Source organism: Pseudomonas sp. GW456-L12 (assembly GCF_059424045.1).
The window spans coordinates 1-25,188 of the sequence record NZ_JBWKZA010000045.1 but is presented as its reverse complement, the minus strand read 5'-3'; the positions used below and the strand labels follow the sequence as shown (position 1 = coordinate 25,188).

22 protein-coding genes and 3 pseudogenes are annotated in these 25,188 nt (G+C 65.1%); 16 read left to right on the top strand and 9 right to left on the bottom strand.

Translation table 11 applies throughout. The features are described from left to right. Positions 1-31: 31 nt before the first annotated feature. Positions 32-458: pseudogene (locus tag AC07Y9_RS30305) on the bottom strand (hypothetical protein). A 115-nt stretch (positions 459-573) separates the two neighbouring features. Here AC07Y9_RS30305 and AC07Y9_RS30300 point away from each other — a divergent pair. The 3 genes and pseudogenes from AC07Y9_RS30300 to AC07Y9_RS30290 form a co-directional block, all read left to right on the top strand. After that, positions 574-756: pseudogene (locus AC07Y9_RS30300) on the top strand (MerR family transcriptional regulator); the annotation flags it as partial. Positions 757-781: 25 nt separating this feature from the next. After that, positions 782-1,465, top strand: coding sequence for an SDR family oxidoreductase (locus AC07Y9_RS30295; RefSeq protein ID WP_009042025.1), 684 nt, complete (start codon positions 782-784; stop codon positions 1,463-1,465). Positions 1,466-1,752: 287 nt separating this feature from the next. Then, the gene (locus tag AC07Y9_RS30290; RefSeq protein WP_102680512.1) at positions 1,753-3,111 is read left to right on the top strand and encodes an 8-oxoguanine deaminase; all 1,359 of its coding nucleotides are present in this window, start codon (positions 1,753-1,755) and stop codon (positions 3,109-3,111) included. 103 nt (positions 3,112-3,214) lie between these two features. Here the strand turns inward: AC07Y9_RS30290 and AC07Y9_RS30285 are convergent, their stop codons facing one another. Then, positions 3,215-4,306, bottom strand: a complete 1,092-nt coding sequence (locus tag AC07Y9_RS30285; protein ID WP_102680513.1) for a calcium:cation antiporter — start codon at positions 4,304-4,306, stop codon at positions 3,215-3,217. Between the two features lie 350 nt (positions 4,307-4,656). Between AC07Y9_RS30285 and AC07Y9_RS30280 the strand changes: the two genes are divergently transcribed. The 3 genes from AC07Y9_RS30280 (at position 4,657) to AC07Y9_RS30270 (ending at position 8,020) form a co-directional block, all read left to right on the top strand. Beyond that, positions 4,657-5,739 (top strand): BMP family ABC transporter substrate-binding protein, encoded by a 1,083-nt coding sequence (locus AC07Y9_RS30280; RefSeq protein WP_102680514.1) that lies wholly within the window; start codon positions 4,657-4,659, stop codon positions 5,737-5,739. A 148-nt stretch (positions 5,740-5,887) separates the two neighbouring features. Then, on the top strand, positions 5,888-6,853 hold the full coding sequence (locus tag AC07Y9_RS30275; protein ID WP_102680515.1) for a 2-oxoglutarate and iron-dependent oxygenase domain-containing protein: 966 nt from the start codon (positions 5,888-5,890) through the stop codon (positions 6,851-6,853). A 213-nt stretch (positions 6,854-7,066) separates the two neighbouring features. Beyond that, positions 7,067-8,020: an adenosine deaminase gene (locus AC07Y9_RS30270; protein WP_007923280.1), complete on the top strand. Its 954-nt coding sequence runs from the start codon at positions 7,067-7,069 to the stop codon at positions 8,018-8,020. A gap of 139 nt (positions 8,021-8,159) precedes the next feature. Here the strand turns inward: AC07Y9_RS30270 and AC07Y9_RS30265 are convergent, their stop codons facing one another. Next, complete coding sequence (locus AC07Y9_RS30265) at positions 8,160-9,536, bottom strand: MFS transporter (protein WP_007923281.1); 1,377 nt, start codon at positions 9,534-9,536, stop codon at positions 8,160-8,162. A gap of 109 nt (positions 9,537-9,645) precedes the next feature. Beyond that, entirely contained in the window at positions 9,646-10,575 is a 930-nt protein-coding gene (vimR, locus tag AC07Y9_RS30260) for a transcription regulator VimR (RefSeq protein ID WP_102680516.1), read from the bottom strand. A gap of 134 nt (positions 10,576-10,709) precedes the next feature. Between vimR and AC07Y9_RS30255 the strand changes: the two genes are divergently transcribed. The 3 genes from AC07Y9_RS30255 (at position 10,710) to AC07Y9_RS30245 (ending at position 12,371) form a co-directional block, all read left to right on the top strand. Continuing rightward, positions 10,710-11,000 (top strand): putative quinol monooxygenase, encoded by a 291-nt coding sequence (locus AC07Y9_RS30255; RefSeq protein WP_009042017.1) that lies wholly within the window; start codon positions 10,710-10,712, stop codon positions 10,998-11,000. A 32-nt stretch (positions 11,001-11,032) separates the two neighbouring features. After that, positions 11,033-12,046 (top strand): zinc-binding alcohol dehydrogenase family protein, encoded by a 1,014-nt coding sequence (locus AC07Y9_RS30250; RefSeq protein WP_102680517.1) that lies wholly within the window; start codon positions 11,033-11,035, stop codon positions 12,044-12,046. A 145-nt stretch (positions 12,047-12,191) separates the two neighbouring features. After that, the gene (locus tag AC07Y9_RS30245) at positions 12,192-12,371 is read left to right on the top strand and encodes a hypothetical protein (protein WP_007923286.1); all 180 of its coding nucleotides are present in this window, start codon (positions 12,192-12,194) and stop codon (positions 12,369-12,371) included. Here AC07Y9_RS30245 and AC07Y9_RS30240 read toward each other — a convergent pair whose 3' ends face one another. Together AC07Y9_RS30240 and AC07Y9_RS30235 are read right to left on the bottom strand one after the other, a co-directional pair. Next, positions 12,372-13,568: a multidrug effflux MFS transporter gene (locus AC07Y9_RS30240; RefSeq protein ID WP_102680518.1), complete on the bottom strand. Its 1,197-nt coding sequence runs from the start codon at positions 13,566-13,568 to the stop codon at positions 12,372-12,374. It abuts the gene before it with no gap. 107 nt (positions 13,569-13,675) lie between these two features. Further along, positions 13,676-13,873 (bottom strand): heavy-metal-associated domain-containing protein, encoded by a 198-nt coding sequence (locus tag AC07Y9_RS30235; protein ID WP_007923288.1) that lies wholly within the window; start codon positions 13,871-13,873, stop codon positions 13,676-13,678. A 148-nt stretch (positions 13,874-14,021) separates the two neighbouring features. Between AC07Y9_RS30235 and AC07Y9_RS30230 the strand changes: the two genes are divergently transcribed. The 3 genes from AC07Y9_RS30230 to cueR all read left to right on the top strand — a co-directional run bounded on the left by AC07Y9_RS30230 (position 14,022) and on the right by cueR (position 17,371). Further along, the gene (locus tag AC07Y9_RS30230) at positions 14,022-14,405 is read left to right on the top strand and encodes a hypothetical protein (protein ID WP_007923289.1); all 384 of its coding nucleotides are present in this window, start codon (positions 14,022-14,024) and stop codon (positions 14,403-14,405) included. Between the two features lie 165 nt (positions 14,406-14,570). After that, entirely contained in the window at positions 14,571-16,967 is a 2,397-nt protein-coding gene (locus tag AC07Y9_RS30225) for a heavy metal translocating P-type ATPase (RefSeq protein ID WP_102680519.1), read from the top strand. Further along, a complete protein-coding gene (gene cueR / locus AC07Y9_RS30220; RefSeq protein ID WP_102680520.1) occupies positions 16,964-17,371 on the top strand; it encodes a Cu(I)-responsive transcriptional regulator in 408 nt (135 codons plus the stop codon). The genes AC07Y9_RS30225 and cueR overlap by 4 nt, the downstream gene beginning before the upstream one ends. Before the next feature lie 158 nt (positions 17,372-17,529). On the opposite strand, the gene AC07Y9_RS30215 is transcribed toward cueR, so the two are convergent. Both AC07Y9_RS30215 and AC07Y9_RS30210 read right to left on the bottom strand, forming a co-directional pair. Next, entirely contained in the window at positions 17,530-18,426 is an 897-nt protein-coding gene (locus AC07Y9_RS30215; protein ID WP_007928734.1) for a PA4780 family RIO1-like protein kinase, read from the bottom strand. Positions 18,427-18,685: 259 nt separating this feature from the next. Next, entirely contained in the window at positions 18,686-19,963 is a 1,278-nt protein-coding gene (locus tag AC07Y9_RS30210) for an acetyl-CoA C-acetyltransferase (RefSeq protein WP_102680521.1), read from the bottom strand. A gap of 174 nt (positions 19,964-20,137) precedes the next feature. Here AC07Y9_RS30210 and AC07Y9_RS30205 point away from each other — a divergent pair, with 174 nt between their 5' ends. After that, positions 20,138-21,490: a 3-oxoacyl-ACP reductase gene (locus AC07Y9_RS30205; RefSeq protein WP_102680522.1), complete on the top strand. Its 1,353-nt coding sequence runs from the start codon at positions 20,138-20,140 to the stop codon at positions 21,488-21,490. Between the two features lie 2 nt (positions 21,491-21,492). Continuing rightward, positions 21,493-22,347, top strand: coding sequence for a MaoC family dehydratase (locus AC07Y9_RS30200; protein ID WP_102680523.1), 855 nt, complete (start codon positions 21,493-21,495; stop codon positions 22,345-22,347). A 7-nt stretch (positions 22,348-22,354) separates the two neighbouring features. Here the strand turns inward: AC07Y9_RS30200 and AC07Y9_RS30195 are convergent, their stop codons facing one another. Then, the gene (locus AC07Y9_RS30195) at positions 22,355-22,804 is read right to left on the bottom strand and encodes a DMT family transporter (protein ID WP_007928728.1); all 450 of its coding nucleotides are present in this window, start codon (positions 22,802-22,804) and stop codon (positions 22,355-22,357) included. A gap of 374 nt (positions 22,805-23,178) precedes the next feature. Between AC07Y9_RS30195 and AC07Y9_RS30190 the strand changes: the two genes are divergently transcribed. Together AC07Y9_RS30190 and AC07Y9_RS30185 are read left to right on the top strand one after the other, a co-directional pair. After that, positions 23,179-24,807 (top strand): collagen-like triple helix repeat-containing protein, encoded by a 1,629-nt coding sequence (locus AC07Y9_RS30190; protein WP_102680524.1) that lies wholly within the window; start codon positions 23,179-23,181, stop codon positions 24,805-24,807. A gap of 198 nt (positions 24,808-25,005) precedes the next feature. Further along, positions 25,006-25,188 (top strand): annotated as a pseudogene (locus AC07Y9_RS30185) (ShlB/FhaC/HecB family hemolysin secretion/activation protein); the annotation flags it as partial.

Here is a 25,188-nt window from a genome sequence, read left to right as displayed (position 1 = left end):
GTTCGGGCGGGCGCGCGGGCAAGCCTCGCTCCTACGGAATCCCTGGCAAGGGGTCGAGGCGTCTGTCCTGCTCGCGAACCGGCCACAACTGCGCCACCGCCCAGCTCAAAAAACAGGATCACGCCGATCAAGGCCGTGCCGCCCTGGGCCAGGGCGTAGATCTGCCAGGTGGCGAACAGCAGCCGGCCGGCGGCGTCGTAGCGTCCGAAGGCCAGTTGCGGATCGCGGATGCGCAGCACCGACCACACGCAGACGATCGAGCCCATCAGGTTGACCATCAGCATGTGCATGGGCTCGAACGGCGGCAGTGCGCCGGGCAGGTCGAGGGCCCGGCTCCACTGCTGCATCAGGCCGTGCAGGGCGAGAAAGCTCCAGGGGGTGACAAAGGCGGCGGTGACGATCAGGTCGTACCAACCGCTGGCCCGCACCAATTGACGGTATTGCGCTGTGCTCCACATAAAGGATCGCTCCGGATATTCAAGGAGCACACAAGCTAAAGCCTGGAGTATGCTCCAGGGTCAAGCCCTTCCGAGACGCCAGCATGCGCATCGGTGAACTTGCCCGGCCTGCGCCTTCAGCCGCGGCGAGATCGGCAACAGCGTTGCCGCGATCTGGCATGCCAGCGATCCGGACAGCGCCGTGACTCAACTGCTGCAAGACAAACTGCCCCTGATCGAGACTCGCATCAGCGAACTGGGCGAGTTGCGCCAGGAGCTGCGACAACGGCTCGGCCAGCGTTGTCCATTAAATCCATGATCTTCACTCATCAAGGAATCCCCGCATGTCTACGCCAAAAACCGCACTGATCATCGGCGCCTCCAGAGGCCTGGGCCTGGGCCTGGTGCAACGTCTGCTGGACGATGGCTGGCAGGTCACCGCCACCGTGCGCAACCCGCAAAAAGCCGAGGCGCTCAAGGCCCTGGGCCCGGTCCGTATCGAGCAACTGGACATGGACGACCAGCAGGCGGTGATCGCCCTGAACCAGAAGCTCAAAGGCGAAGTGTTCGACCTGCTGTTCGTCAACGCCGGGGTCAAGGGGCCGGACGACCAGACGCCAGGCAAGGCGACCCTGGCGGAGGTCGGCCAGCTGTTCTTCACCAACGCCGTGGCGCCGATCAACCTGGCCCAGCGTTTCGCCCCGCAGATCCGTCCGGACAGCGGCGTGCTGGCGTTCATGAGTTCGGTGCTGGGCAGCGTGACCATGCCCGACGCGCCGGAGCTGGCGCTGTACAAGGCCAGCAAGGCAGCGCTGAACTCCATGACCAACAGCTTCGTGACCCAGCTCGAACAGAAGCTCACCGTGCTGTCGCTGCACCCGGGCTGGGTGAAGACCGACATGGGCGGCGAAGGCGCGGACATCGACGTCGAGACCAGCACCCGCGGCCTGATCGAGCAGATCAATGCCTATACCGGCAAGGGCGGGCACCATTTCGTCAACTACAAGGGCGAAACCATTCCCTGGTAAGCCTGCACCTGTAGCCGCTGCCGGAGGCTGCGATAAGGCGCGAAGAGCCTTCCCGCGGCCGACATCACAGCGCACACAGCGGGTGGTCGAACGCAGCCTTCGGCAGCGGCTACAGGACGTCATCGCGGGCTAGCCTTGCGCCTACGGAGGGCAAGCTGGCCGGCGATAGACCGCAACGCGGTCTCGCCGTAAACTGCACCCCGCGTCGATCCTGACGCCCCTGGATCAGCAGACAGGGCAACACTGAGCTGGCTAACCTGAACCCACTTTCAGAGGAGCCGGCCATCATGCCTGCGACCCATACCTGGTTAAAGAATCCCCTCGCCATTTTCACTGGCAATGCCCTCGACGCCCGTGGTGGCCTGGTGCTGCAAGACGGCCTGATCGTCGAAGTGCTCGGCGCCGGCCAGCAACCCGCCCAGCCCTGTGGGCAGATCTTCGATGCCCGCGAGCATGTGCTGCTGCCGGGGCTGATCAACACCCATCACCACTTCTATCAGACCCTGACCCGCGCCTGGGCGCCGGTGGTCAACCAGCCGCTGTTCCCCTGGCTGAAAACCCTGTACCCGGTCTGGGCCCGGCTGACCCCGGAGAAACTCGCCCTGGCCAGTAAAGTGGCGCTGGCCGAACTGCTGCTGTCGGGCTGCACCACCGCCGCCGACCACCACTACTTGTTCCCCGAAGGCCTGGAAAACGCCATCGACGTGCAGGTGGCCAGCGTGCGCGAGCTGGGCATGCGCGCCATGCTCACCCGCGGCTCCATGAGCCTCGGCGAAGCGGATGGCGGCCTGCCGCCGCAACAGACCGTGCAACAGGGCGAGGTGATTCTCGCCGACAGCCAGCGGCTGATCGCCGAGTACCACGAACGCGGCGCCGGCGCGCAGATCCAGATCGCCCTGGCGCCCTGCTCGCCGTTCTCGGTAACCCCAGAGATCATGGCGGCCAGCGCCGAGCTGGCGGCAAAACTCGACGTGCGCCTGCACACCCACCTGGCGGAAACCCTCGACGAGGAAGACTTCTGCCTGCAACGTTTCGGCCTGCGCACCGTGGACTACCTGGACAGCGTCGGCTGGCTCGGCCCGCGGACCTGGCTGGCCCACGGTATCCATTTCAACCCCGATGAAATCGCCCGCCTCGGCGCCGCCGGGACCGGCATCTGCCATTGCCCGAGCTCCAACATGCGCCTGGCCTCGGGCATCTGCCCGACCCTGGAACTGACCGACGCCGGCGCCCCCGTCGGCCTGGGCGTGGATGGCTCGGCCTCGAACGACGCCTCGAACATGATTCTCGAAACCCGTCAGGCCCTGTACCTGCAGCGCCTGCGCTACGGCGCCGAAAAGATCACCCCGGAGTTGGTGCTGGGCTGGGCCACCCAGGGTTCGGCACGGCTGCTGGGGCGCAGCGATATCGGCGAGCTGGCCGTGGGCAAGCAGGCCGACCTGGCGCTGTTCAAGCTCGATGAGCTGCGCTTCTCCGGCAGCCATGATCCGTTGTCGGCGTTGCTGCTGTGCGGCGCGGACCGGGCGGACCGGGTGATGGTCGGCGGCCAGTGGCGGGTGATCGACGGGCAGGTCGAGGGCCTGGATGTGCGGGGCCTGATTGCCGATCACCGGCAAGCGGCGCGGGAGTTGATCGGCGGCGTCTGATCCGGCGTTATCGCGAGCAAGCTCGCTCCTACAGGGAACCGGTTCCGATCATTTCCAGAATGAATCACGCCGGATGTAGGAACGAGGCTTGCCCGCGAAGCTTTTACAGCCCCAACAGCGACAACATGATGAAGGTCGCGAACAGCACGAAGTGGGTCATGCCTTCGATGGCATTGGTTTCACCGTCATTGAGGTTGATCGCGCTGACGATCAGGGTGATGAAGATCATCACCGTCTGCACCGGGGTCATCGCCATCTGGAACGGCTGGCCGGTGTAGAGCGCCATCGCCTCCATCACCGGCACCGTCAGGATCACCGTCGACAACGACGCGCCCAACGCAATGTTGACCACCGACTGCATGCGATTGGCCAGCGCCGCGCGCAGGGCCGTGAGGATTTCCGGCGCCGCGGAAATCGCCGCCACCAGGATCGCCGTGATCACCGGCGGCGCGCCCGTGCCTTCCAGCCCCAGGTCGAGGGTCTTGGACATCACCTCCGCCAAGGCGCCGATCAGTACCACGCCGAACACCAGGGTGGCGATGGAAAACGCCAGGCTGATAGGCGCCGACTGATCTTCTGTCGGTTCTTTCTTGCGGCGTTTTTCCGGGTAGCTGTAGCTGAAGAAGTAGCTGTGGGCGCCGACCTGCATGCGCAGGAACAGGGTATACAACAGCACCATGGCGCCAATGGTGAAGGCCGAGTAGAGCTTCCACTTCGACTCGGGAATGAACTCCGGCACCACCATCGACACGCCCATGGCGGTGAGGATCATCACACTGTAGGAACGCGCCGAGTCGTCGTTGTAGGCCTGCTCGCCATGCTTGATCCCGCCCATCAGCGCGGCCAGGCCGAGGATGCCGTTGATGTCGAGCATCACCGCCGAATAGATGGTGTCGCGCACCAGGGTCGGCGAGGCCTCGTTGCTCATCATGATCGCCAGGATCACCACCTCCACCAGGACCGCGGCGAGAGTCAGGATCATGGTGCCGTAGGGGTCGCCGACCTTCTCCGCCAGCAGCTCGGCATGATGGGCGACGCGCATCGAGGCCGCGACGATAAAACCGATCAGCACCAACCCCGAGATCAGCGCCACGCCCTGGCCGCTGTTGAGCAGCGCATGCTCCAGCGGATAGGCAACCAGCGCCGCGAGCAGCGCCAGCAACAGAAAGCTTTCTTGCTTGAGTGAAGTGAACATTGCAGTCCTTTGACCGGATAAATCGAGCAGAAAGAGATGAGCTAAAGACTGCATGGAGTCACTAACGTTTCGTTACACCTTAGTGCACCAGGGATTGGCATGGAGTGGACGTGGCGCACCGGGTTAGCTCTTGGGCGGCCTTGAGATTGATCGCGGGCAAGCCTCGCTCCTACAGGTTTTACGCCATGCCGGATCCCATGATCGCCGCGACTCTGTAGGCGCGAGGCTTGCCCGCGAAGGCCTCACCCTGGTCCCCGAAGATTTTGTTGTCCTGTTGGTCAGCTATTTGCATTGAGCCATTCAAGCCTTAGGGCCCAGCCACGCCCCACAACAAAATGGAGTCCGGATTCATGCATAAACGTCCGTTGCAAAAACTGCTGTGCGCCCTCACCGCGGCCATCGGCCTGAGCGTCTCGCTGGGCGCCAGCGCCGCCGATCCGTTGAAGGTCGGCTTCGTCTATATCGGCCCGATCGGCGACCACGGCTGGACCTATCAGCATGAACAGGGGCGCCTGGCGCTGGTGGAGAAGTTCGGCGAGCAGATCAAGACCAACTATGTGGAGAACGTTGCCGAAGGCGCCGACGCCGAGCGGGTGATCCGCAACATGGCCAAGGATAAGTACGACCTGATTTTCACCACCTCCTTCGGCTACATGAACCCGACCCTGAAAGTCGCCAGGCAGTTTCCCCAGACCACCTTCGAACACGCCACCGGCTACAAGCAGGACAAGAACCTTGGCACCTACCTGGCCCGCACCTATGAAGGTCGCTACGTCGGCGGTTTCCTCGCGGCGAAGATGACCAAGAGCAAGAAGGTCGGCTACATCGCCTCCTTCCCGATCCCGGAAGTGATCCGCGACATCAACGCCATCCAGCTGGCCCTGAACAAATACAACCCGGGCACCGAGATCAAGGTGGTGTGGGTCAACTCCTGGTTCGACCCAGGCAAGGAAGCCGACGCCGCCAACGCCCTGATCGACCAGGGCGCCGACGTGATTTTCCAGCACACCGACAGCCCGGCGCCGATCCAGGCCGCCGAACGCCGTGGCGTGTACGCCGTGGGCTACGCCTCGGACATGGCCCACTTCGGCCCGAAAGCGGTGCTGACCTCCATCGTCAACAACTGGGGCCCGCACTACATCCAGGCCACCCAGGGCGTGCTCGACCACAGCTGGAAATCCCAGGACTACTGGGGTGGCTTGAAGGAAGGCACGGTCCAATTGCCGATCAGCGACCTGGTACCGGCCGACGTCAAGCGTGAGGCCGAGCAGATCATCGCCGACATCAAGAGCGGCGCCTTCCACCCGTTCACCGGGCCGATCAAGGACCAGGCCGGCGTGGAAAAACTCGCCGCCGGGGTCAGCGCCAGCAATGCAGAGCTCGCGTCGATGAACTACTACGTGGAAGGCATGAAGGCCGATATTCCGAAATGACTCGCCTGTAGCCGCGGCCGCGGGTTGCACTAAGTTCCGAAGGTCCTTTGCTCGATCCAGAGCACGCCCCCTTCGTCGGAGTGCCGCCCAGATCGATCGCAGCCTGCGGCAGCGGCTACAGGGCAGTGAGTACCTTGAGAGCATTTATATGAACCAGCTGCCAATCATCGACATCAGCCCGCTCTACGGCGACGACACCCAAGGCTGGAACAGCGTCGCCCAGCAGATCGACCGTGCCTGCCGCGAGTGGGGCTTCTTCTATATCCAGGGCCACCCGATCACCTCCGGGCGCATCGGCCAGTTGCTCGACGCCGCCCGGCATTTCTTCGCCCTGCCGGCCGCCGAGAAACTCAGGATCGATATCACCCAGACCCGCCACCATCGCGGCTATGGCGCGATCGCCACCGAGCAACTGGACCCGGAAAAGCCAAGCGACCTCAAGGAAACCTTCGACATGGGCCTGCACCTGCCGGCCGAGCATCCCGAAGTGCTCGCGGAAAAACCGTTGCGCGGCAGCAATCGGCACCCGGATATCGCCGGCTGGGAAACCCTGATGGAGCAGCACTACCTGGACATGCAGGCCCTGGCCCAGACCCTGCTGCGGGCCATGACCCTGGCCCTGGGCATCGAGCGCGACTTTTTCGACAGCCGCTTCAAGGAGCCAGTCAGCGTCCTGCGCCTGATCCATTACCCGCCTCGGCATACCGCCAGCAGCGACGAACAGCAAGGCGCCGGCGCCCACACCGACTACGGCTGCATCACCCTGCTCTACCAGGACAGCGCCGGCGGCCTGCAGGTGCGCAATGTCCAGGGCCAGTGGATCGACGCCCCGCCCATCGAGGGCACCTTCGTGGTCAACCTCGGCGACATGATGGCGCGCTGGAGCAACGACCGTTACCGGTCGACGCCGCACCGGGTGATCAGCCCGCTGGGGGTGGACCGCTACTCGATGCCGTTCTTCGCCGAACCCCATCCGGATACCCGCATCGAATGCCTGCCCGGCTGCCAGGATGCCGGGCATCCGCCGAAGTACCCGGTCACCACCTGCGCCGAATTCCTCTTGTCGCGGTTCGCCGATACCTATGCCTATCGCCGGGAATCGCAAGCGTCCTGATCGCCCGGCGGGTCAGGTTTTACCGAATAGTCCGCGCGCGCCTGTAGAATGCCTGCCCTTATGGGCGCGATTGGAACCTGACGCGCCCGCGCAGCCCTGGGGAAACCCGGGGCCGGCGCCTGTCATCGAACCTTGCGGTGGGCTTTTCGCCGCAGGATGATGGAGCGCAATACGTTCACGCAGCGCTCGACTGCACCTGATGAGATCACACCCATGTACGACTGGCTGAACGCCTTGCCCAAGGCCGAACTGCACCTGCACCTCGAAGGATCCCTGGAGCCCGAGCTGCTGTTCGCCCTGGCCGAACGCAACAAGATCGCCCTGCCCTGGAGCGATGTGGAAACCCTGCGCAAGGCTTATGCCTTCAACAACCTGCAAGAGTTCCTCGACCTGTACTACCAGGGCGCGGACGTACTGCGCACCTCCCAGGATTTCTATGACCTGACCTGGGCCTACCTGCTGCGCTGCAAAGAGCAGAACGTCATCCACACCGAACCCTTCTTCGATCCGCAGACCCACACCGATCGCGGCATTCCTTTCGAAGTGGTGCTCAACGGCATCGCCAGCGCGCTCAAGGATGGCGAGCAGCAACTGGGCATCACCAGCGGCCTGATCCTGAGCTTCCTGCGCCATCTGAGCGAAGATGAAGCGCAGAAAACCCTCGACCAGGCGCTGCCGTTCCGCGAAGCCTTTGTCGCGGTCGGCCTGGACAGTTCGGAAATGGGTCACCCGCCGAGCAAGTTCCAGCGGGTGTTCGACCGGGCCCGCAGCGAAGGTTTCCTCACTGTCGCCCACGCCGGTGAAGAAGGCCCGCCCGAGTACATCTGGGAAGCCCTCGACCTGCTGAAGATCCAGCGCATCGACCACGGCGTGCGCGCCTTCGAGGACGAGCGACTGATGCAGCGCATCATCGACGAGCAGATCCCGCTGACCGTCTGCCCGCTGTCGAACACCAAGCTCTGCGTGTTCGATCACATGTCGCAGCACAACATCCTCGAGATGCTCGAGCGTGGGGTGAAGGTCACGGTGAACTCCGATGACCCGGCCTACTTCGGCGGCTACGTCACCGAGAACTTCCACGCCCTGTACACCCACCTGGGCATGACCCAGGACCAGGCCAAGCGCCTGGCGCAGAACAGCCTGGATGCGCGCCTGGTCAAGCCGTAAACCACCATCGCGGGTAACCTGCCCGCGATAACCCTGTAGCCGCTGCCGCAGGCTGCGATCGACCGCGAAGCGGGCGCCGCTCTTGAGGGCCTCGGAAGGTTCTTCGAACCTTATCGCAGCCTGCGGCAGCGGCTACAGATCAAACGCCGACTTCGCTCAACTCTTCCAGCGTCTTGCCCCGGGTCTCCATCCCGAACAGCCAGACCACCGCCGCGGCGACCGCGAAACACAGCGCGCCCAGGGCGAACACCCCACCCTGCCCGGTCATCGGGAACACCACGCCGGTCACCAAAGGACCGAGCAGCGACCCGATGCGCCCCACCGCCGAGGCGAACCCGGAGCCGGTAGCCCGCGCCGAGGTGGGATACAACTCAGGCGTGTAGGTGTAGAGCACCGCCCACATACCGAACAGGAAGAACTGCATCAACAGGCCGGAGCTGATCAGCAGCGCCACGTTGCCGCCGAACACCGCGCTCTGCCCGTAGAAGAACGCCATGACCCCACCGCCCAGCAAGGTGATCACGCATACCGGCTTGCGCCCCCAGCGCTCCACCAGCCAGGCGGCCATGAGGAAGCCGGGAATCCCGCCGAGGGAAATCAGCACCGTGTAATACACCGACTGAGTCACGGCGAAACCCGATTGCTGCAACAAGGCACTGAGCCACGAGGTCAGGCCATAAAAACCCAGCAGGGCAAAGAACCACACACTCCAGATCATCATCGTGCGCTGGCGATAGAGCGGCGACCAGATCTCGCGCAAGGCCGAGAAGAAGTGCCCCGGCACGCTCTCCACCCGCGGCAGGCGCACCGGCTCGGGCAGGTCCGCACGCTGCAGCGAGGCGCGGACCTTATCCTCGATCCGCCGCAGCACCTGGTCGGCATCGGCGTGCCGCCCGGCCTGCTCCAGCCAGCGCGGCGACTCGGGGATGAAGAAACGGATCGCCAGCACGAACACCGCCGGGATCGCCAGGACCAGGAAGATGTCGCGCCAGCCGATCAGCGGCAGCAGGAAGTACGAAAGCACGCCCGCCGCGACAAAACCCAGCGGCCAGAAGCCGTCCATCAAGGCGATATAGCGCCCGCGCCGCTTGGCCGGGATCATCTCCGAGAGCATCGACTGGGCGATGGGAAACTCCATGCCCATGCCGATCCCCAGCAGCACCCGGAACAGGGTCAGGCTGTCCACCGTCTGCGCCGTGGAGCACAGGTAACTGGCGATACCCCAGAGCACGATGCTCCACTGGAACACCGGCTTGCGCCCGAAGCGGTCGGCGAGCATGCCCGACAGCGATGCGCCGACCACCATGCCGAAGAAACTCGAACTGGCCAGCAGGCCGGCCTGGGCCGTGCTCAGGCCGAACTCGGCTTTGATCGAGCCAAGCAGAAAGGTCATCATCGCCAGGTCCATGGAGTCGAAGAAAAACGCCAGGGCGATGATGATGAAAATGACCCGGTGATAACCGCTGATGGGCAAGCGTTCCAGACGCTCTGCCGCACTGTATCCCTGACTTGCCATGCCCCGTCCCCCCGATTGAATGGTCTGCAATCGAGTGTGCAAGATCGACGCCGCCGCTCAGTGCTGGATGCGACCTGCCCGCACCCGGCAACGACGCCGCCGGCCTGGGTCAGTGATCGGCGTGGGTTGGCTTGGGGTAATGCGCGGAAACTTCAGCGCAGCGCGCCTGCAACATGTCCCGCAGCAGCTTCACCGGTTTGCTCAGTTGCGCCCGATGCGCGCACAACAGGTTCAGCGGTGCCCGTTCGCAGCGCAGCTCCGGCAGCAGCACCTTGAGCCGCCCGGCCAGCACATCGGCCGCCACGTCGAGCCAGGACTTGTAGGCGATGCCCCGCCCCGCCACCGCCCACAGGCGCACCACATCGGCGTCGTCGCTGAAGCGATCGCCGCTGACCGTCAGGCCGACCTCGCGCTTGCCGTCATGGAAACTCCAATGGTCATGCACCCGGCTGCCAAGCATGTAGAGCAGGCAATTGTGCTGGGCCAGTTGCTCCAGCTGACGCGGCTCGCCGTGGCGGGCCAGGTACTCGGGGGCGGCCACCAGCACCCGGCGGTTCTGCGGCGCGACAGGCAAGGCCACCAGGCTGGAGTCTTCCGGTTCGCCGTAACGCAGGGCAATGTCCACCGGCTGGCGAAACAGGTCGGCGATACGGTCACCCAGCAGCAGGCGCAGCGTGAGCCTGGGGTGCTCCAGCTGGAACTGGTCGAGCCAGGGCAGCAACAGATTGCGGCCGAAATCCGAGGGCGCGGACAGCTGGAGAACACCGCTGACCTGATCCTGCCCGCTGGCCAGCAGGCGCCGCCCCTCCTCCAGGTTGCTCAGGGCCGCGCGGGCGTATTCGAGAAACCCTTCGCCCTCGGCGGTCAGGCGCAGGCTGCGGGTCGAACGCGCCAGCAGCCGGACGCCGAGCTGCTGCTCGATACGCTTGAGGGCAGCGCTGGCCACCGCCGCCGACAGGTCCATGACCCGCGCCGCAGCGGACAGGCTGCCGAGGTCGGCGGCGCGCACGAACAATTGCAGGTCATCGAATCGCAGCATCTGGCTCACCGGGCATTATCAAAAAAATATTGAAAGAGACTGCTGTTTTAGCCGGTTTTATCTTCAGGGGAAATGGCCAATGATCGGCCTACCGTCATATCAGCTCGTCACGCCAGCCTTTGAAGGAACTCCCTATGTCGCAAGCCTTTACCGCCATCGCCACCCTTGTCGCCAAGAGCGGCCAGCAGGCCGTGCTCAAGCGCGAACTCAGCGCCCTGGTGCAACCGAGCCGCGAAGAAGCCGGCTGCCAGTACTACAACCTGCACCAGGACGCCGAAGCCCCAGGCACCTTTTATGTACTGGAGCGCTGGGACGACGAGGCGGCCCTGGAATTTCACAACGCCACGCCGCACTTCCAGCATTTTCTCAGCCAGACCCGCGAGGCGATCGAGCACTTCGAGCTCAAGCGCCTGTTGCTCCTCTGACCCAACCTTCATCTTCATCAGGAAAACCCACCATGAAAGCCATCGCCTACTACGCCTCCCTGCCGATCGACGATCCGCTATCCCTGCAAGACATCGAACTGCCGGAGCCGCTCGCCGGCCCCCGCGACCTGCTGGTGGAAGTCAAAGCCATCTCGGTCAACCCGGTGGACACCAAGGTCCGCCAGAACGTCCAGCCTGAAGGTGGCGCCGCCAAGGTGCTGGGCTGGGACGTGGCCGGGGTGGTCAAGGCGGTGGGCAGCGACGTCAGCCTGTTCAAGGCCGGCGACAAGGTGTTCTACGCCGGCTCGATCGCCCGCGCCGGTGGCAACAGCGAATTGCACGTGGTCGACGAACGCATCGTCGGCCATATGCCCAAGAGCCTGGGCTTCGCCGAAGCCGCCGCCCTGCCGCTGACCGCGATCACCGCCTGGGAACTATTGTTCGAACGCCTGCAGATCGCCGAAGGCCAGGCCGATCGGCAGCAGAGCCTGTTGATCGTCGGCGCGGCCGGCGGCGTCGGTTCGATCCTCACCCAACTGGCCAGCCAGCTCACCGGGCTCAAGGTCATCGGCAGCGCCTCGCGCGCCGAAACCCAGGGTTGGGTACGCGAGCTGGGCGCCGACCTGGTGATCGACCATAGCCAGCCGTTGAGCCAGGAACTGAAAAAAGCCGGCCAGGCCAGCGTCACCCATGTCGCCAGCCTGACCCAGACCGATACGCACCTGGACGAGTTGGTCGAGGCCCTCGCGCCCCAGGGCCGGCTGGCGCTGATCGACGATCCGAAAACCCTCGACGTGACCAAGCTCAAGCGCAAGAGCCTGTCGCTGCACTGGGAGTTCATGTACACCCGCTCGCTGTTCGAAACCGCGGACATGCAGGAGCAGCACAAGCTGCTCAATCGCATCGCCGAGCTGATCGACGCCGGCACCTTGAAGACCACCCTGGGCGAGCACTTCGGCACGATCAACGCGGCCAACCTGCGGCGCGCCCATGCGTTGCTGGAAAGCGGCAAGGCCAAGGGCAAGGTCGTGCTGGAAGGCTTCTGAAGCGGGGAGCGGACGGCGTCCTGCCTGCGCTAAAAAGGGGCAGGATGCCGTCAGTCCGACAGTTGATCCTTGTCATACTTGTGACCGTATTCGGGTCTACACTGGGGGCCTTTGCAATGCAGTCTTTTACGCTAGGAGGTCAGCAATGAAGATCCTGATAAAAGAATTGGCAAAATCCAAAGGCACCCAATGGCAGGTTCAACTCGACCAGCATGCGGTGACTTTCCGCAGCGAGGCCGAAGCCCGAGCCTTCGCCAATACGCTGGAAACGCGTCTGCAAGCCCCCCACCGATTCCCCGAAAGCCAACAGCGCGCCGCCGGCTGATTACAGCTGGGCGGCTTGCAGCGCCCTGGCGTTCTGCAATTTGCGGGTGACCATCGCCAGCGTCACCACCAGAACCCCACACAGGCTGATGACCGTTGCCATCGGCACGGCGCTGCCATCGTGCAACACGCCCACCAACGCCGCGGCGCCGGCCGCCACGCTGAACTGCAGGCAGCCGAGCATCGCCGAGGCACTGCCGGCCCGCGCACCCTGACCGTTCATGGCGCAGGCCGAGGCATTGGGAAGGATGCAGCCCAGGCTGGCGATACAAATGAACAGCGGCGCCAGCAGCGGCCAGAGTTGTGCCGGGTGCAGCGAACTGACGGCGAGCAAGGCCAGGCCACCCAGCAGGTAGATCCACACTGTGCGTGCCAGCAGGAACGCCGGGCCACGCTTGGCCAGCAACCGCGCATTGATCTGCGCCACCAGGATGAAGCCGCCGGCGTTGATCCCGAAGAACCAGCCGAAATGCTCGGCCGGCACGCCATAGAGCTTGATGAAGACAAAAGGCGAACCGGCGATGTAGGCGAACATCCCGGCGATGGCGATGCCCCCGGTCAGGGCATGGCCGAGGAACACCCGGTCAGCCAGCAACCGACCGTACTGGCGCAAGGCCCCGGACAACGGCTGGCGCGGCACATGGGCCGGCAGGCTTTCCGGCAAGCCCAGGGCTACCGCCAGGCCGGCCAGGGCGCTGAACAGGGTCAGCATGATGAAGATCGACTGCCAGCCGTAGAGATTCACCAGCAGGCCGCCGAGCATCGGCGCCAGGATCGGCGCCAGGCCCATGACCAGCATCAGCTGGGAAAACACCTTGGCCGAACCCACCGCATCGCACTTGTCGCTGACCACCGCCCGGGAAATCACCATGCCCGCGCAGCCGCCCAGGGCCTGGACGAACCGCGCGCCGATCAGCCATTCCAGGTTCGGTGCGTAGGCACAGGCCAGGGACGCCAAGGTGAACAGCCCCACCCCGGCCAGCAACGGGATGCGCCGTCCAAAGCGGTCGGCCACCGGGCCGTAGGCCAGCTGGCCGATGGACAGGCCGAGGAAGTAGGCCGCCAGGGTCAGCTGAACGTGTTTTTCATCGGTGCCAAAGGCCAGCGCCATCGCCGGGAACGCCGGCAGATAGAAATCGATGGCCAGAGGACCGAAGGCGCTCAAGGCGCCGAGAATCAGGATTGTGCGAAGGTTCATCAGGCATCCAGGTGCGGGTCGGTCGGCAGCCCGACAGTTTATCCGCGCTTGGAGGCCTTGAACATTCCGATAGGTCGCTAACTATTAAAAAGACCGGCTAAATCCGCTCAGGCCAGCTTGACCGCATAGCCTTCTTCGCTGATCAGGCTGATCACCTCGTCGGCGGACAAGCGGCTTTCCACACCCACTTCCCTGGCCCCGAGATCGACCTTGACGCTGGCCGCCGGATCCTTGCTCTGCACCGCCTGGGTGATGGCCCGGACGCAGTGACCGCAGGACATCCCTTCGACATTGAACACTTGCATGACGCTTCTCCTGTAGTGAGGGTTGTCGCCAGTCTCGACCTTGCCATCATGGCAAGGTCAAGTTCCGGATGCATCTGCCGGGCTGGCAATCGGCGACGCGCTCGGCCAAGCTTCCCCCCTCAACGACACGACACTAGGAGATTCAGCCATGCGCTGGTCGGTTATCAGCCTGTTCAGCCTCCTCGGCCTGATCGCGGCATCCCCTTCGGTCAACGCCGCCGGCGAGGACTACGGCGTCCTGATCATTTCCCGGGAACGCCTGGAAGTCGCCACCTCCTGCGAAATCGGCCTGTACATCGAGGACCAGTTGGCGGGCCGGCTGTTCCAGGAACAAGCCACGTCCTTCAACCTGCCGCCGGGCAAAGTCTCGCTGCGCCTGAAACTGCTGCCAGGGCAGATGCCGGGCTGCAACCCGGGCATGCTCGCGCCAGGCTCCCAGGACATCAGCCTCAAGGCCGGCGACGTGCTGAAGTTCCGCATCGCCATGAGCCCGTCGGGCCTGCTCCTCCAGCGCACCGGCCTGGGATACTGATCGCGGATCGTCGCCCGGGCCTGCCCTTCCCTCCCCGAAACCGGCACGGGCGACGATCCGGGTGCTACCCCCGAGACAGATTGAAGCACCCCGCACCATGGCGCTTGACCTTGCCAGCATGGCAAGGTTGATCCTGTAGACCACCGTTTACAGGGAGTGTCAGTGATGTCCGAATCAACCACTTTTGACCTGCCGATTGCCGGCATGACCTGCGCCAGCTGCGCCGGGCGCGTGGAACGCGCCTTGAGCAAGGTCGCGGGCGCCGCGGCCGTCAGCGTCAACCTCGCCACCGAACAGGCCCGTGTCCAGGCGCCCAGCGACAGCCTGCCGGCGCTGATGGCCGCGGTGCAGGATGCCGGCTACAGCGTGCCGGCCCACAGCCTGGAGCTGAACATCGGCGGCATGACCTGCGCCTCCTGCGTCGGTCGCGTGGAACGCGCACTGAGCAAGGTGGCCGGAGTCACCCGGGTCAGCGTCAACCTGGCCAACGAACGCGCGCACATCGATCTGCTGGGCCAGGTCGATAGCGCCGACTTGATCGCCGCCGTCAGCAAGGCCGGCTATTCCGCCACCCTGTGGCAGGCCGAACACCCCGAGCGCGACGATCAGGAACAACGCCTGCGGCGCGAACGCTGGTCCCTGGTGCTGGCGATCCTGCTGGCCCTGCCGCTGGTGCTGCCCATGGTGGTGCAACCCTTTGGCCTGCACTGGATGCTCCCGGCCTGGGCGCAGTTCGTCCTGGCCACGCCGGTGCAATTCATCTTCGGTGCGCGTTTTTATGTCGCCGCCTGGAAAGCCGTGCGCGCCGGCGCCGGCAACATGGACCTGCTGGTGGCCCTGGGCACCAGCGCCGGTTACGGCTTGAGCCTCTACCAATGGGCCATCACCCCCGCCGGCGGCATGCCGCACCTGTACTTCGAGGCCTCGGCCGTGGTCATCGCCCTGGTGCTGCTGGGCAAGTACCTGGAAAGCCGCGCCAAGCGCCAGACCGCCAGCGCCATCCGCGCCCTCGAAGCCTTGCGCCCGGAACGGGCGATCCAGGTCATCGATGGCCGTGAGCAGGAAGTGGCGATCAGCGCCCTGCGCCTGAACGACCTGGTGCTGGTCAAGCCCGGCGAGCGCTTCCCGGTGGACGGCGAAGTGGTCGAAGGCCAGAGCCATGCCGACGAAGCCCTGATCAGCGGTGAAAGCCTGCCGGTGCCGAAACAACCCGGCGACCCGGTCACCGGCGGCGCCATCAACGGCGAAGGCCGGCTGCTGGTGCGGACCCTGGCCCTCGGCGCGGAAACCGTGCTGGCGCGCATCATCCGCCTGGTGGAAGACGCCCAGGCCGGCAAGGCACCGATCCAGAAACTGGTGGACCGGGTCAGCCAGGTGTTCGTGCCGGCGGTGCTGGTGCTGGCCCTGGCGACGCTGATCGGCTGGTGGCTGTATGGCGCGCCGCTGGAAACCGCGCTGATCAATGCGGTCGCGGTGCTGGTCATCGCCTGTCCCTGCGCGCTGGGGCTGGCCACGCCGACCGCGATCATGGCCGGCACCGGCGTCGCCGCCCGCCACGGAATCCTGATCAAGGACGCCGAAGCCCTGGAGCGCGCCCATGAAGTCAGCACGGTGGTCTTCGACAAGACCGGCACCCTGACCTCCGGCACGCCACGCATCGCCCACCTGGACGCGGTCGACGGCGACGAAGACCGCCTGCTGCAACTGGCCGGCGCCCTGCAACGCGGCAGCGAACACCCGCTGGCCAAGGCGGTTCTCGACCTGTGCGCCGAACGCCAGTTGGCGGTAGCCGACGTCAGCGCCAGCCAGTCCCTGACCGGCCGCGGCATCGCCGGCACCCTGGACGGCCGCCAACTGGCCCTGGGCAACCGGCGCCTGCTGGAAGAAAGCGGCCTGCAGGCCGGCGACCTGGCGGCCTCGGCCCAGGCCTGGGAAACCGAAGGCCGCACCCTGTCCTGGCTGATCGAACAACAGCCGCAACCACGGGTACTGGGCCTGTTCGCCTTTGGCGACACCCTCAAGCCCGGCGCCCTGCAAGCGGTGCAGCAACTGGGTGCGCGCCATATCGGCAGCCACCTGCTGACCGGCGACAACCGCGGCAGCGCCAAGGTGGTCGCCGAGGCCCTGGGCATTGCCGACGTACACGCCGAAGTGCTGCCCGCCGACAAGGCCGCCACAGTCGCCGAACTGAAAAAGACCGGCGTGGTGGCGATGGTCGGCGACGGCATCAACGACGCCCCGGCCCTGGCCGCCGCCGATATCGGCATCGCCATGGGCGGGGGGACCGATGTGGCGATGCACGCGGCGGGGATTACCCTGATGCGCGGCGACCCGCGCCTGGTGCCGGCGGCCCTGGAGATCAGCCGCAAGACCTACGCGAAGATCCGCCAGAACCTGTTCTGGGCCTTCGTCTACAACCTGATCGGCATTCCGTTGGCGGCGTTCGGCCTGCTCAACCCGGTATTGGCCGGGGCGGCCATGGCGCTGTCCAGCGTCAGCGTGGTGAGCAATGCGCTACTGTTGAAAACCTGGAAACCCAAAGACCTGGAGGACGCCCGATGAACATCGGCCAAGCAGCCCGCAAGAGCGGCCTGAGCGCCAAGATGATCCGCTACTACGAGTCCATCGGCCTGCTCCGGCCGGCCCATCGCAGCGACAGCGGCTACCGCCTGTACGGTGACGACGACCTGCACAGCCTGGCCTTTATCAAGCGCTCGCGGGACCTGGGGTTTTCCCTGGAGGAAGTGGGCAAGCTGCTGACCCTGTGGCAGGACCGCCAGCGCGCCAGCGCCGATGTCAAAGCCCTGGCCCGCCAGCACATCGATGAACTCAACCGGAAAATCGCCGAGCTGGCCGGGCTGCGCGACACCCTGCAGGACCTGGTGCAGCACTGCCACGGCGACCATCGCCCGGATTGCCCGATTCTCAAGGACCTGGCCTCCGGCGGATGCTGCGCGCGCCCATGACCTGTAGCCGCTGGCACAGGCTGCGACAAGGGCCGAAGGCCCTTCTGGCGGTTTCAAGAGCAGCGCCTGCTTCGCAGTCGATCGCAGCCTATCGGCAGCGGCTACGTGATTCACGGGCACAAAAAATCCGGCTATTGCCGGATTTTTGTGCCCGTGAATCACTGCATCCAGGGCGGAGGCGGTGGTTCCTCGGACTTGGCCGGTGGCGCGTCGTCGGCCATGCGCATGGCCTGGCGCCGCTCCTCGTCCAGGCGCGCCGCCTCGATCTCCCGCAGCACGCCGCCGACATCCGCCAGTTCTTCCGGATCGTCGAACTCGCCGGTCAGGACGCTGGCCGGGTGCAGGGTGCCGGCTTCGTACAGGGCCCACATCTCCTTGGCGTAGCGGGTACGCTTGAGCTCCGGGGCGAAACGCCCGAAGTAGGACGCCATGTTGCCGACATCCCGCTCCAGCATGCTGAAGGCGTGGTTGTTGCCCGCCGCATCCACCGCCTGGGGCAGGTCGATGATCACCGGGCCGTCGGGGGTCAGCAGCACGTTGAACTCGGACAGGTCACCGTGCACCAGGCCGGTACACAGCATCAGCACGATCTGGGAAATCAGGAAGGCGTGATATTCGCGGGCCTGATCCGGCTCCAGCACCACGTCGTTCAGGCGCGGCGCGGCATCGCCGTATTCGTCCGCCACCAGTTCCATCAGCAGCACGCCTTCGAGGAAGTCGAACGGCTTGGGCACCCGCACGCCGGCGTTGGCCAGGCGGAACAGGGCCGCCACTTCGGCGTTCTGCCAGGCGTCCTCGGTCTCCTTGCGCCCGAACTTGGACCCCTTGGCCATCGCGCGAGCCTGACGGCTGTTGCGCACCTTGCGGCCTTCCTGATACTCGGCCGCCTGACGAAAACTTCGTTTGTTCGCCTCCTTGTAAACCTTGGCGCAACGTAATTCGTTGCCGCAGCGCACCACATAAACAGCTGCTTCTTTACCACTCATGAGTGGGCGCAGCACCTCGTCGACCAGACCGTCCTCGATCAGGGGTTCAATGCGTTTTGGAGTCTTCATCAGCTTTTATCAGGGGTCCTTTATTACCAAACACGCGAATGTCACTCGTTATACGGCAATCCTCGCACCACGGGGAGAGGTTACCGACCTACGACAGTGCCGATGCACTCAATGTGCCAGGTCAACCCGTCATGTCGACAGGCTCGACCGACCAGGATCATAGCCCAGTGCTCGGCGGCTGCCCGTTGCCAAACAAGAAGCTGGCGAGCGCTTCGCGCTCGATCGCGAGCAAGCTTCGCTCCTACAAACACCTGGCCCCTCAGCGCTCGACAATCGCCGTCACGCCCTGGCCACCGGCGGCGCAGATCGAAATCAGGCCACGCCCCTGCCCCGCCACCTCCAGCAGCTTCGCCAGGTTGGCGACAATGCGCCCGCCGGTGGCGGCGAACGGATGCCCGGCGGCCAGCGAGCTGCCTTTGACATTCAGCCGGCTGCGGTCGATGGAACCCAAGGGCGCGTCCAGCCCCAGGCGGGTCTTGCAGTAATCCGCGTCCTCCCAGGCCTTGAGCGTGCACAGCACCTGCGCGGCGAAGGCCTCATGGATTTCGTAGTAATCGAAGTCCTGCAGCCTCAGGCCATTGCGGGCCAGCAAGCGCGGCACCGCGTAGACCGGTGCCATCAGCAGCCCTTCCGCGCCGTGGACGAAATCCACCGCCGCCGCTTCGCCGTCGCGCAGATAGGCGAGGATCGGCAAGCCACGTTCCTTCGCCCACTCCTCACTGCCCAGCAGCACCAGGGACGCGCCATCGGTCAACGGCGTGGAGTTGCCCGCGGTCAGGGTGCCTTTATCGCCGCGTTCGAACACCGGCTTCAACGACGCCAGCTTTTCCAGGGTCAGGTCCGGGCGCAGGTTGTTGTCGCGGGTCAGGCCGAGGAAGGGGGTCATCAGGTCGTCGTGCCAACCCTCGGCATAGGCGGCGGCCATTTTCTGATGGCTCTCCAGCGCCAACTGATCCTGCTCGTCGCGGGGAATGTTCCAGGTTTGCGCCATCTGCTCGCAGTGCTGGCCCATGGACAAGCCGGTCCGCGGTTCGCCATTGCGCGGCAGTTCCGGCTTGAGGTGCCAGGGGCGCAGTTGCAGGAAGGTCATGAGCTTGTCGCCCAGGGTCTTGCCGCGGTTGGCTTGCAGCAGGATCTTGCGCAGCCCCTCGTTGACCCCGATCGGCGCGTCCGAGGTGGTATCGACGCCGCCGGCGATGCCGCATTCGATCTGCCCCAGGGCGATCTTGTTGGCCACCAGCAACGCCGCTTCCAGGCCGGTGCCGCAGGCTTGCTGGATATCGTAGGCCGGGGTGGTCGGCGACAGCCGCGAGCCGAGCACGCATTCGCGGGTCAGGTTGAAATCCCGGGAATGCTTGAGCACCGCGCCAGCGGCCACTTCGCCCAGGCGCAGGCCGTGCAGGCGGTAGCGCTCGATCAGGCCTTCCAGGGCCGCGGTAAGCATCGCCTGGTTGCTCGCGGTGGCGTAAGGCCCGTTGGAACGGGCAAAGGGGATACGGTTGCCGCCGATAATCGCAACACGACGCAGCTGAGTCATGGAAAGCTCCCTATTCTGTGAGTGGCACAACCGACAAGCGTAGGTTCTGTAAGAAAAGTCGCCGAGCGGCGATCAGGCCGTTCATATGCAGAACCCAGCTTGTATCTCATGGACCGAACGACCAAAGGCCCCTCGTGGTCCACACTTTGAACCTCAGTTCCTGGAGCGTGTTCCATGTCAGATCGTTACATCGACTTCGCCAACTCGTCCATCGGCCACCGCCTGGTCGGGGCCCTTGGCCTGCCGTCGCCGGTACGTCTGGAGCGCTGGCAGGCCGGCCGCATGCGCCCGGTCGAGGGGGCGCTGCTGATCGGCGGCGGCCCGCTGACCCAGCAGGTCGGCGCCATCGCCCCGCGGCTGACCGAGAGCATCTACAGCTACGGCACCGATCCGACCCTCGCCACCGCCTGGATTCCCGGCCACGGCCCCAAGCTCAAGGCCGTGGTGTTCGACGCCAGCGACCTCCTGCAGACCGACCAGCTCAAGCAACTGCGCGAATTTTTCCAGCCGCTGATGAAGAACCTCGAACCCAGCGCGCACCTGGTGATTCTCGGCCGCGCCCCGGAAACCCTCGGCGATCCGTTCGCCGCCAGCGCCCAACGTGCCCTGGAGGGTTTCAGCCGCTCGCTGGCCAAGGAGCTGCGCAGCGGTGCCACCCTGCAATTGCTCTATGTCGGCGAGGGTGCCGAAAGCCAGCTGGAAGGCGCGCTGCGCTTCTTCCTCTCGCCGAAAAGCGCTTACATCTCCGGCCAAGCGATCCGCCTGACCCACTGCGCGACCCAGGTCCAGGACTGGACCCGGCCCCTGGCCGGCACGCGGGCACTGGTCACTGGCGCGGCGCGTGGCATCGGCGCCTCGATCGCCGAGACCCTGGCCCGGGATGGCGCCCAGGTGGTGCTGCTGGACGTGCCCGCCGCCAAGACCGACCTCGAAGCCCTGGCCGCGCGCCTGGGCGGCCACGCGATCACCCTGGATATCTGCGCCGAGGACGCCGCGACCCGGCTGGTGGAACAGTTGCCGGACGGCATCGACATCGTGGTGCACAACGCCGGCATCACCCGCGACAAGACCCTGGCCAACATGACCCCGGAATTCTGGGACGCGGTGCTGGCGGTCAACCTCAATGCCCCGCAGGTACTGACCAAGGCCCTACTGGACAGCGGCTGCCTGCACGACAACGGCCGGCTGATCCTGCTGGCGTCCATCAGCGGTATCGCCGGCAATCGCGGGCAGACCAACTATGCGGCGAGCAAGGCCGGGCTGATCGGCCTGGCCCAGTCCTGGGCCCCGCTGTTGCAAGAGCGCGGCATCAGCATCAACGCCGTGGCCCCGGGCTTTATCGAAACCCAGATGACCGCGCACATTCCGTTCGCCCTGCGCGAGGCCGGGCGGCGCATGAGTTCGCTGGGGCAAGGCGGCCTGCCGCAGGACGTCGCCGAAGCCGTGGCCTGGCTCGCCCAGCCGGGCAGTGGCGCGGTCAGCGGGCAAGCGCTGCGAGTCTGTGGGCAAAGCGTATTGGGAGCGTGAACATGAGCCTGCAATGGCATGAGCTGGATACTCCGCCGAACCTGCCCGAGCTGTACTGGAAGGCCGCGATCCGCCGCAAGATCACCGGCATCGAGCTGCCTGAATATGGCCTGCGCCGCCAGGTGAGCGTGCAGCCGGCAAAGCTTGCGGCCTATCGCCAGGTCTGCGGTTTTACCGAGAACGGCCTGCTGCCGCCAACCTACCCCCATGTGCTGGCGTTCGCCCTGCAGATGCAATTACTGACCGCCAGGGACTTCCCCTTTCCACTGCTGGGGCTGATCCATCTGGCCAACCGCATTCGCGTGCTACGGCCCATGGGTGGGGTCGGCAACTTGAGCATCGGGGTGCGTGCGGACAACGTGCAGCCCCATGCCAAAGGCGCGGTTTTCGATCTGTTGACCTACGTCGACGACGCCCTGGGACCGCTGTGGGAAGCACAAAGCCGGATGCTCTGTCGGGGTGTGCAACTGCCGGGCGAAGCATCGGCCGAAGAACCGTCGGCCGAGGCCAGTCTCAGCGAGCTGACGCGCTGGCAAGCCCCCGCCGACATCGGCCGGCGTTACGCCCGGGTGTCCGGCGACTACAACCCGATTCACCTGAGCGCCATCAGCGCCCGAATGTTCGGTTTCCCCCAGGCCATCGCCCACGGCCTGTGGAACAAGGCGCGGACCCTGGCGGCATTGAGCGAACATTTGCCGGCGGCCCCTGTCGAGATTGCCGTGGACTTCAGAAAACCGGTGCGCCTGCCCAGCGAGGTGTGTCTGCTGGCAAGCGCCGCGGGCTCGAGCGGTGACCTGCGCCTGACCGGCGCGGGCGACCTGGAACATATGAGCGGGCACTGGCAACCGCTGGCCTGAGCCCGCCTCAACCGCGACGAATCAGGAACACTCCCGCCAGGATCAGCACCAGCCCGGCAATCTTGCCGAGGCTGATGGGTGCCTCGCGAAACCCCGCCCAGCCGAAATGGTCCAGCGCCAGGGCCATGCCCAACTGCCCGGCCAGCACCAGGGCCATGAACAGCATGGCGCCGATCCGTGGCCCGGCGAAGGCCGCGGTGGCAATGAAAAACGCCCCCAGCAGACCGCCGCACCAGTGCCACCAGGTCAGGCTTTTCAAGGCCGTCAGGCCGGGCACTTCGCGCTGGGCCATGGCCAGGACCAGCAAGGCCACGGTGCCGACAAAAAACGAGATCAGCGCCGCCGCCAGCACGCTGGAAACCTGCTTGGCCAATTGGCCGTTGATTCCCGCTTGCAGGGGTAAAAAAGCACCGGCAATCACCGGCAGGCAAAGCAGCCACCAGACAGGGGCAGGCATAAAGTTTCTCCAGAAAAAAAGCCAGGCCGCGGATTATAAGGCAAGTTGACGCCAAATCCGTGGCGGGGTCGTCAGGCAATTAATTGTATATATATAACTTTCGTTTAAGCGCCCTAAGAGTTTTCACTTCAAAAACACAACATACTGATTAATAACATCTTTTAATAAACAAATGCGCTTACCACACCTTTGGTATTAGTCCCTCCGCGGGAGCAAAAACAGCCGATATATAAGTTGTTAATACCAAGTTGAGAATGGTGAAAAAAAGCACTTGGACCTTTTATAGCGACTACGGACGAAAACATCTCCAGCAACAGAACTGGAGAGTTATCGAAGACAACAAAACGTTGTAACAGGTGCAAGGAATCTCACTCATGAAAACTCAAGTCTGGTTGAAAACAAGCACAGCGCTGGCCCTGATCCTGGCCCTCGGCCTGACCGGTTGCAGCAGCGGCGGTGGCGGCCACAAGAGCAGTTCCGGCAGCTCCTCGCCCGACAGCGCGGCAGGTACCGACAGTGGCTCTGGCGGCTCCGGCGATGGTTCGGGCGGTGCCGGCGGCACCGGTGGCGGCACCGCGGGCACAGGCGGGACCGGCGGAATCGATGGCGGAACTGATGGTACAGGCGGGATCGGCGGCGGTACGGGTGGTACAGGTGGAACCGGCGGCGGCACTGCAGGGACGGGTGGCACTGGCGGGACCGGAGGCACGGGTAGCGGCACCGACCCGACCAACCCAACGGATCCGACCGACCCGACAACCCCCACCACTACCCCGTTGGTCACCTCGACCCTGGTGTCCGACCTCGGCACCACCATCAGCGGCGTCGGTGACGGTGTCAGCACCCTCAGCAGCGCGCTGGCTCCGCTTCCGGTAGTCGGTGGGGTCCTGCAAAGCGCGGTGAGCACTTCCGGCAATGTGGTCGACACCGTAGGCGATGGCCTGACCAATGGCCTCGGCCAACTGGGCAGCGATCCACAGGCCTTGAGCAAGACCACGGCCATAGTCGGCAACGTGGTGTCGGACGTCGGCGATGGCGTCTCGGACATCAGCGGCAAGCTGGCCACCAGCACCAGCAGCATTCCCCTGGTGGGCGGTGTGGTCACCAAAGTGGCGCCGGTACTCGACGGCGTCGGCGACAAGGTCAGCATGCTCGGCGACACCCTCACCACCGTGACCAGTAGCGGCCCCCTGGGGACAGTGACAGACAAGGTCGGCAACAACCTGCTGGTGCCGGTCGTCACCCTGGCAGAAGGCCTGACCGGCAAGGTGGTCAGCGCCACGGGCCTGAGCGCTCCGGTCGGCGGCCTGATCGACAAGGTGGCAACGACCGTCGACGGCCTGGGCGACAAAGTCACCGCCACGGGCAGTGGCAACACGCTGACCAATACCCTGGGCGGCACCCTGAACAATGTCGCCACCACCATCGGCAATACCAGCAGCCTGACGACCGCCCCGAGCACCGGCGGTGGAACCATCGGCGGCACCGGCCTGCTGGAAACCGTCGGCGGTGCGGTGGTCAACCTGGGTACCGGCTTGAATGCCGGCAACACCAACACCCTGGTCAGCGCCACAGGGGTAAGCACAGCGTCGGTCGGCAACGTCGTAGCCTCGGTGGGTGGAGCCCTGGGCGGCACGGGTGTGGCCAATGTCGGCGCCACTGCGCCACTGGCCGGTGTCGGCGCCACGGTCGGCGCAGCGTTGAACCCGGTCACCACGACCGTCACCGGCCTGACCCAACAAGTAGGCGCCACGACCGGCACCGGCACACCCATCGCCGGCCTGCTCACCCAGGTAGGCGGCGCCGTCAGCACGGTAGGCACCACCCTCACCGCCAGCGCCCCCAACCCTGTGGTGAGCACCGTCGGCCAGACCGTGAACACCCTGGGGACCACGGTCACCTCGGTCGGGACCCTGGTCGACGGTGGCACCACCGGCGGCACCACGGGCAGCCTCGGTGGCGTGCTCGGCGGGCTGACCGGAACCTTGAGCGGCACCCGATAAGCGTTTTGCACCTGGCCGATTCGACGGCCCTACCTACAGCGCCTACGCTTGGTTGGAGACGAGGGATTCGATTGAGTCTCTCGTCTTTTTCTTGCCTGGAGCATGACGGTTGCAGTCCTTGATCAAGGCCAAGACCCTGACAAGCGCCGCCGACTGAAGTACCTCTCGCGTTGCTGCGACTTGACCATGGAGTGTCCTATGCGCGCTTTGGCTCCCTTGCTGTTAGTCTCGCTTTGCTCATACGTCCACGCCGAAAACCTTCCCAGCTTTCTCAATAGCAACGAAACCATCCGCAACCTGCCGGTGCCCAACCTGCCGGCCGACGCCTACCGCCCCACGACCCCGGCGCCCAAACTGGCGCCCCCCACGGAACCCCAGGCC

Coding starts and splice junctions, on each gene's coding strand:
- AC07Y9_RS30295 (WP_009042025.1), top strand. CDS start 782: ATGTCTACGCCAAAAACCGCACTGATCATCGGCGCCTCCAGAGGCCTG.
- AC07Y9_RS30290 (WP_102680512.1), top strand. CDS start 1,753: ATGCCTGCGACCCATACCTGGTTAAAGAATCCCCTCGCCATTTTCACT.
- AC07Y9_RS30285 (WP_102680513.1), bottom strand. CDS start 4,306: ATGTTCACTTCACTCAAGCAAGAAAGCTTTCTGTTGCTGGCGCTGCTC.
- AC07Y9_RS30280 (WP_102680514.1), top strand. CDS start 4,657: ATGCATAAACGTCCGTTGCAAAAACTGCTGTGCGCCCTCACCGCGGCC.
- AC07Y9_RS30275 (WP_102680515.1), top strand. CDS start 5,888: ATGAACCAGCTGCCAATCATCGACATCAGCCCGCTCTACGGCGACGAC.
- AC07Y9_RS30270 (WP_007923280.1), top strand. CDS start 7,067: ATGTACGACTGGCTGAACGCCTTGCCCAAGGCCGAACTGCACCTGCAC.
- AC07Y9_RS30265 (WP_007923281.1), bottom strand. CDS start 9,536: ATGGCAAGTCAGGGATACAGTGCGGCAGAGCGTCTGGAACGCTTGCCC.
- vimR (WP_102680516.1), bottom strand. CDS start 10,575: ATGCTGCGATTCGATGACCTGCAATTGTTCGTGCGCGCCGCCGACCTC.
- AC07Y9_RS30255 (WP_009042017.1), top strand. CDS start 10,710: ATGTCGCAAGCCTTTACCGCCATCGCCACCCTTGTCGCCAAGAGCGGC.
- AC07Y9_RS30250 (WP_102680517.1), top strand. CDS start 11,033: ATGAAAGCCATCGCCTACTACGCCTCCCTGCCGATCGACGATCCGCTA.
- AC07Y9_RS30245 (WP_007923286.1), top strand. CDS start 12,192: ATGAAGATCCTGATAAAAGAATTGGCAAAATCCAAAGGCACCCAATGG.
- AC07Y9_RS30240 (WP_102680518.1), bottom strand. CDS start 13,568: ATGAACCTTCGCACAATCCTGATTCTCGGCGCCTTGAGCGCCTTCGGT.
- AC07Y9_RS30235 (WP_007923288.1), bottom strand. CDS start 13,873: ATGCAAGTGTTCAATGTCGAAGGGATGTCCTGCGGTCACTGCGTCCGG.
- AC07Y9_RS30230 (WP_007923289.1), top strand. CDS start 14,022: ATGCGCTGGTCGGTTATCAGCCTGTTCAGCCTCCTCGGCCTGATCGCG.
- AC07Y9_RS30225 (WP_102680519.1), top strand. CDS start 14,571: ATGTCCGAATCAACCACTTTTGACCTGCCGATTGCCGGCATGACCTGC.
- cueR (WP_102680520.1), top strand. CDS start 16,964: ATGAACATCGGCCAAGCAGCCCGCAAGAGCGGCCTGAGCGCCAAGATG.
- AC07Y9_RS30215 (WP_007928734.1), bottom strand. CDS start 18,426: ATGAAGACTCCAAAACGCATTGAACCCCTGATCGAGGACGGTCTGGTC.
- AC07Y9_RS30210 (WP_102680521.1), bottom strand. CDS start 19,963: ATGACTCAGCTGCGTCGTGTTGCGATTATCGGCGGCAACCGTATCCCC.
- AC07Y9_RS30205 (WP_102680522.1), top strand. CDS start 20,138: ATGTCAGATCGTTACATCGACTTCGCCAACTCGTCCATCGGCCACCGC.
- AC07Y9_RS30200 (WP_102680523.1), top strand. CDS start 21,493: ATGAGCCTGCAATGGCATGAGCTGGATACTCCGCCGAACCTGCCCGAG.
- AC07Y9_RS30195 (WP_007928728.1), bottom strand. CDS start 22,804: ATGCCTGCCCCTGTCTGGTGGCTGCTTTGCCTGCCGGTGATTGCCGGT.
- AC07Y9_RS30190 (WP_102680524.1), top strand. CDS start 23,179: ATGAAAACTCAAGTCTGGTTGAAAACAAGCACAGCGCTGGCCCTGATC.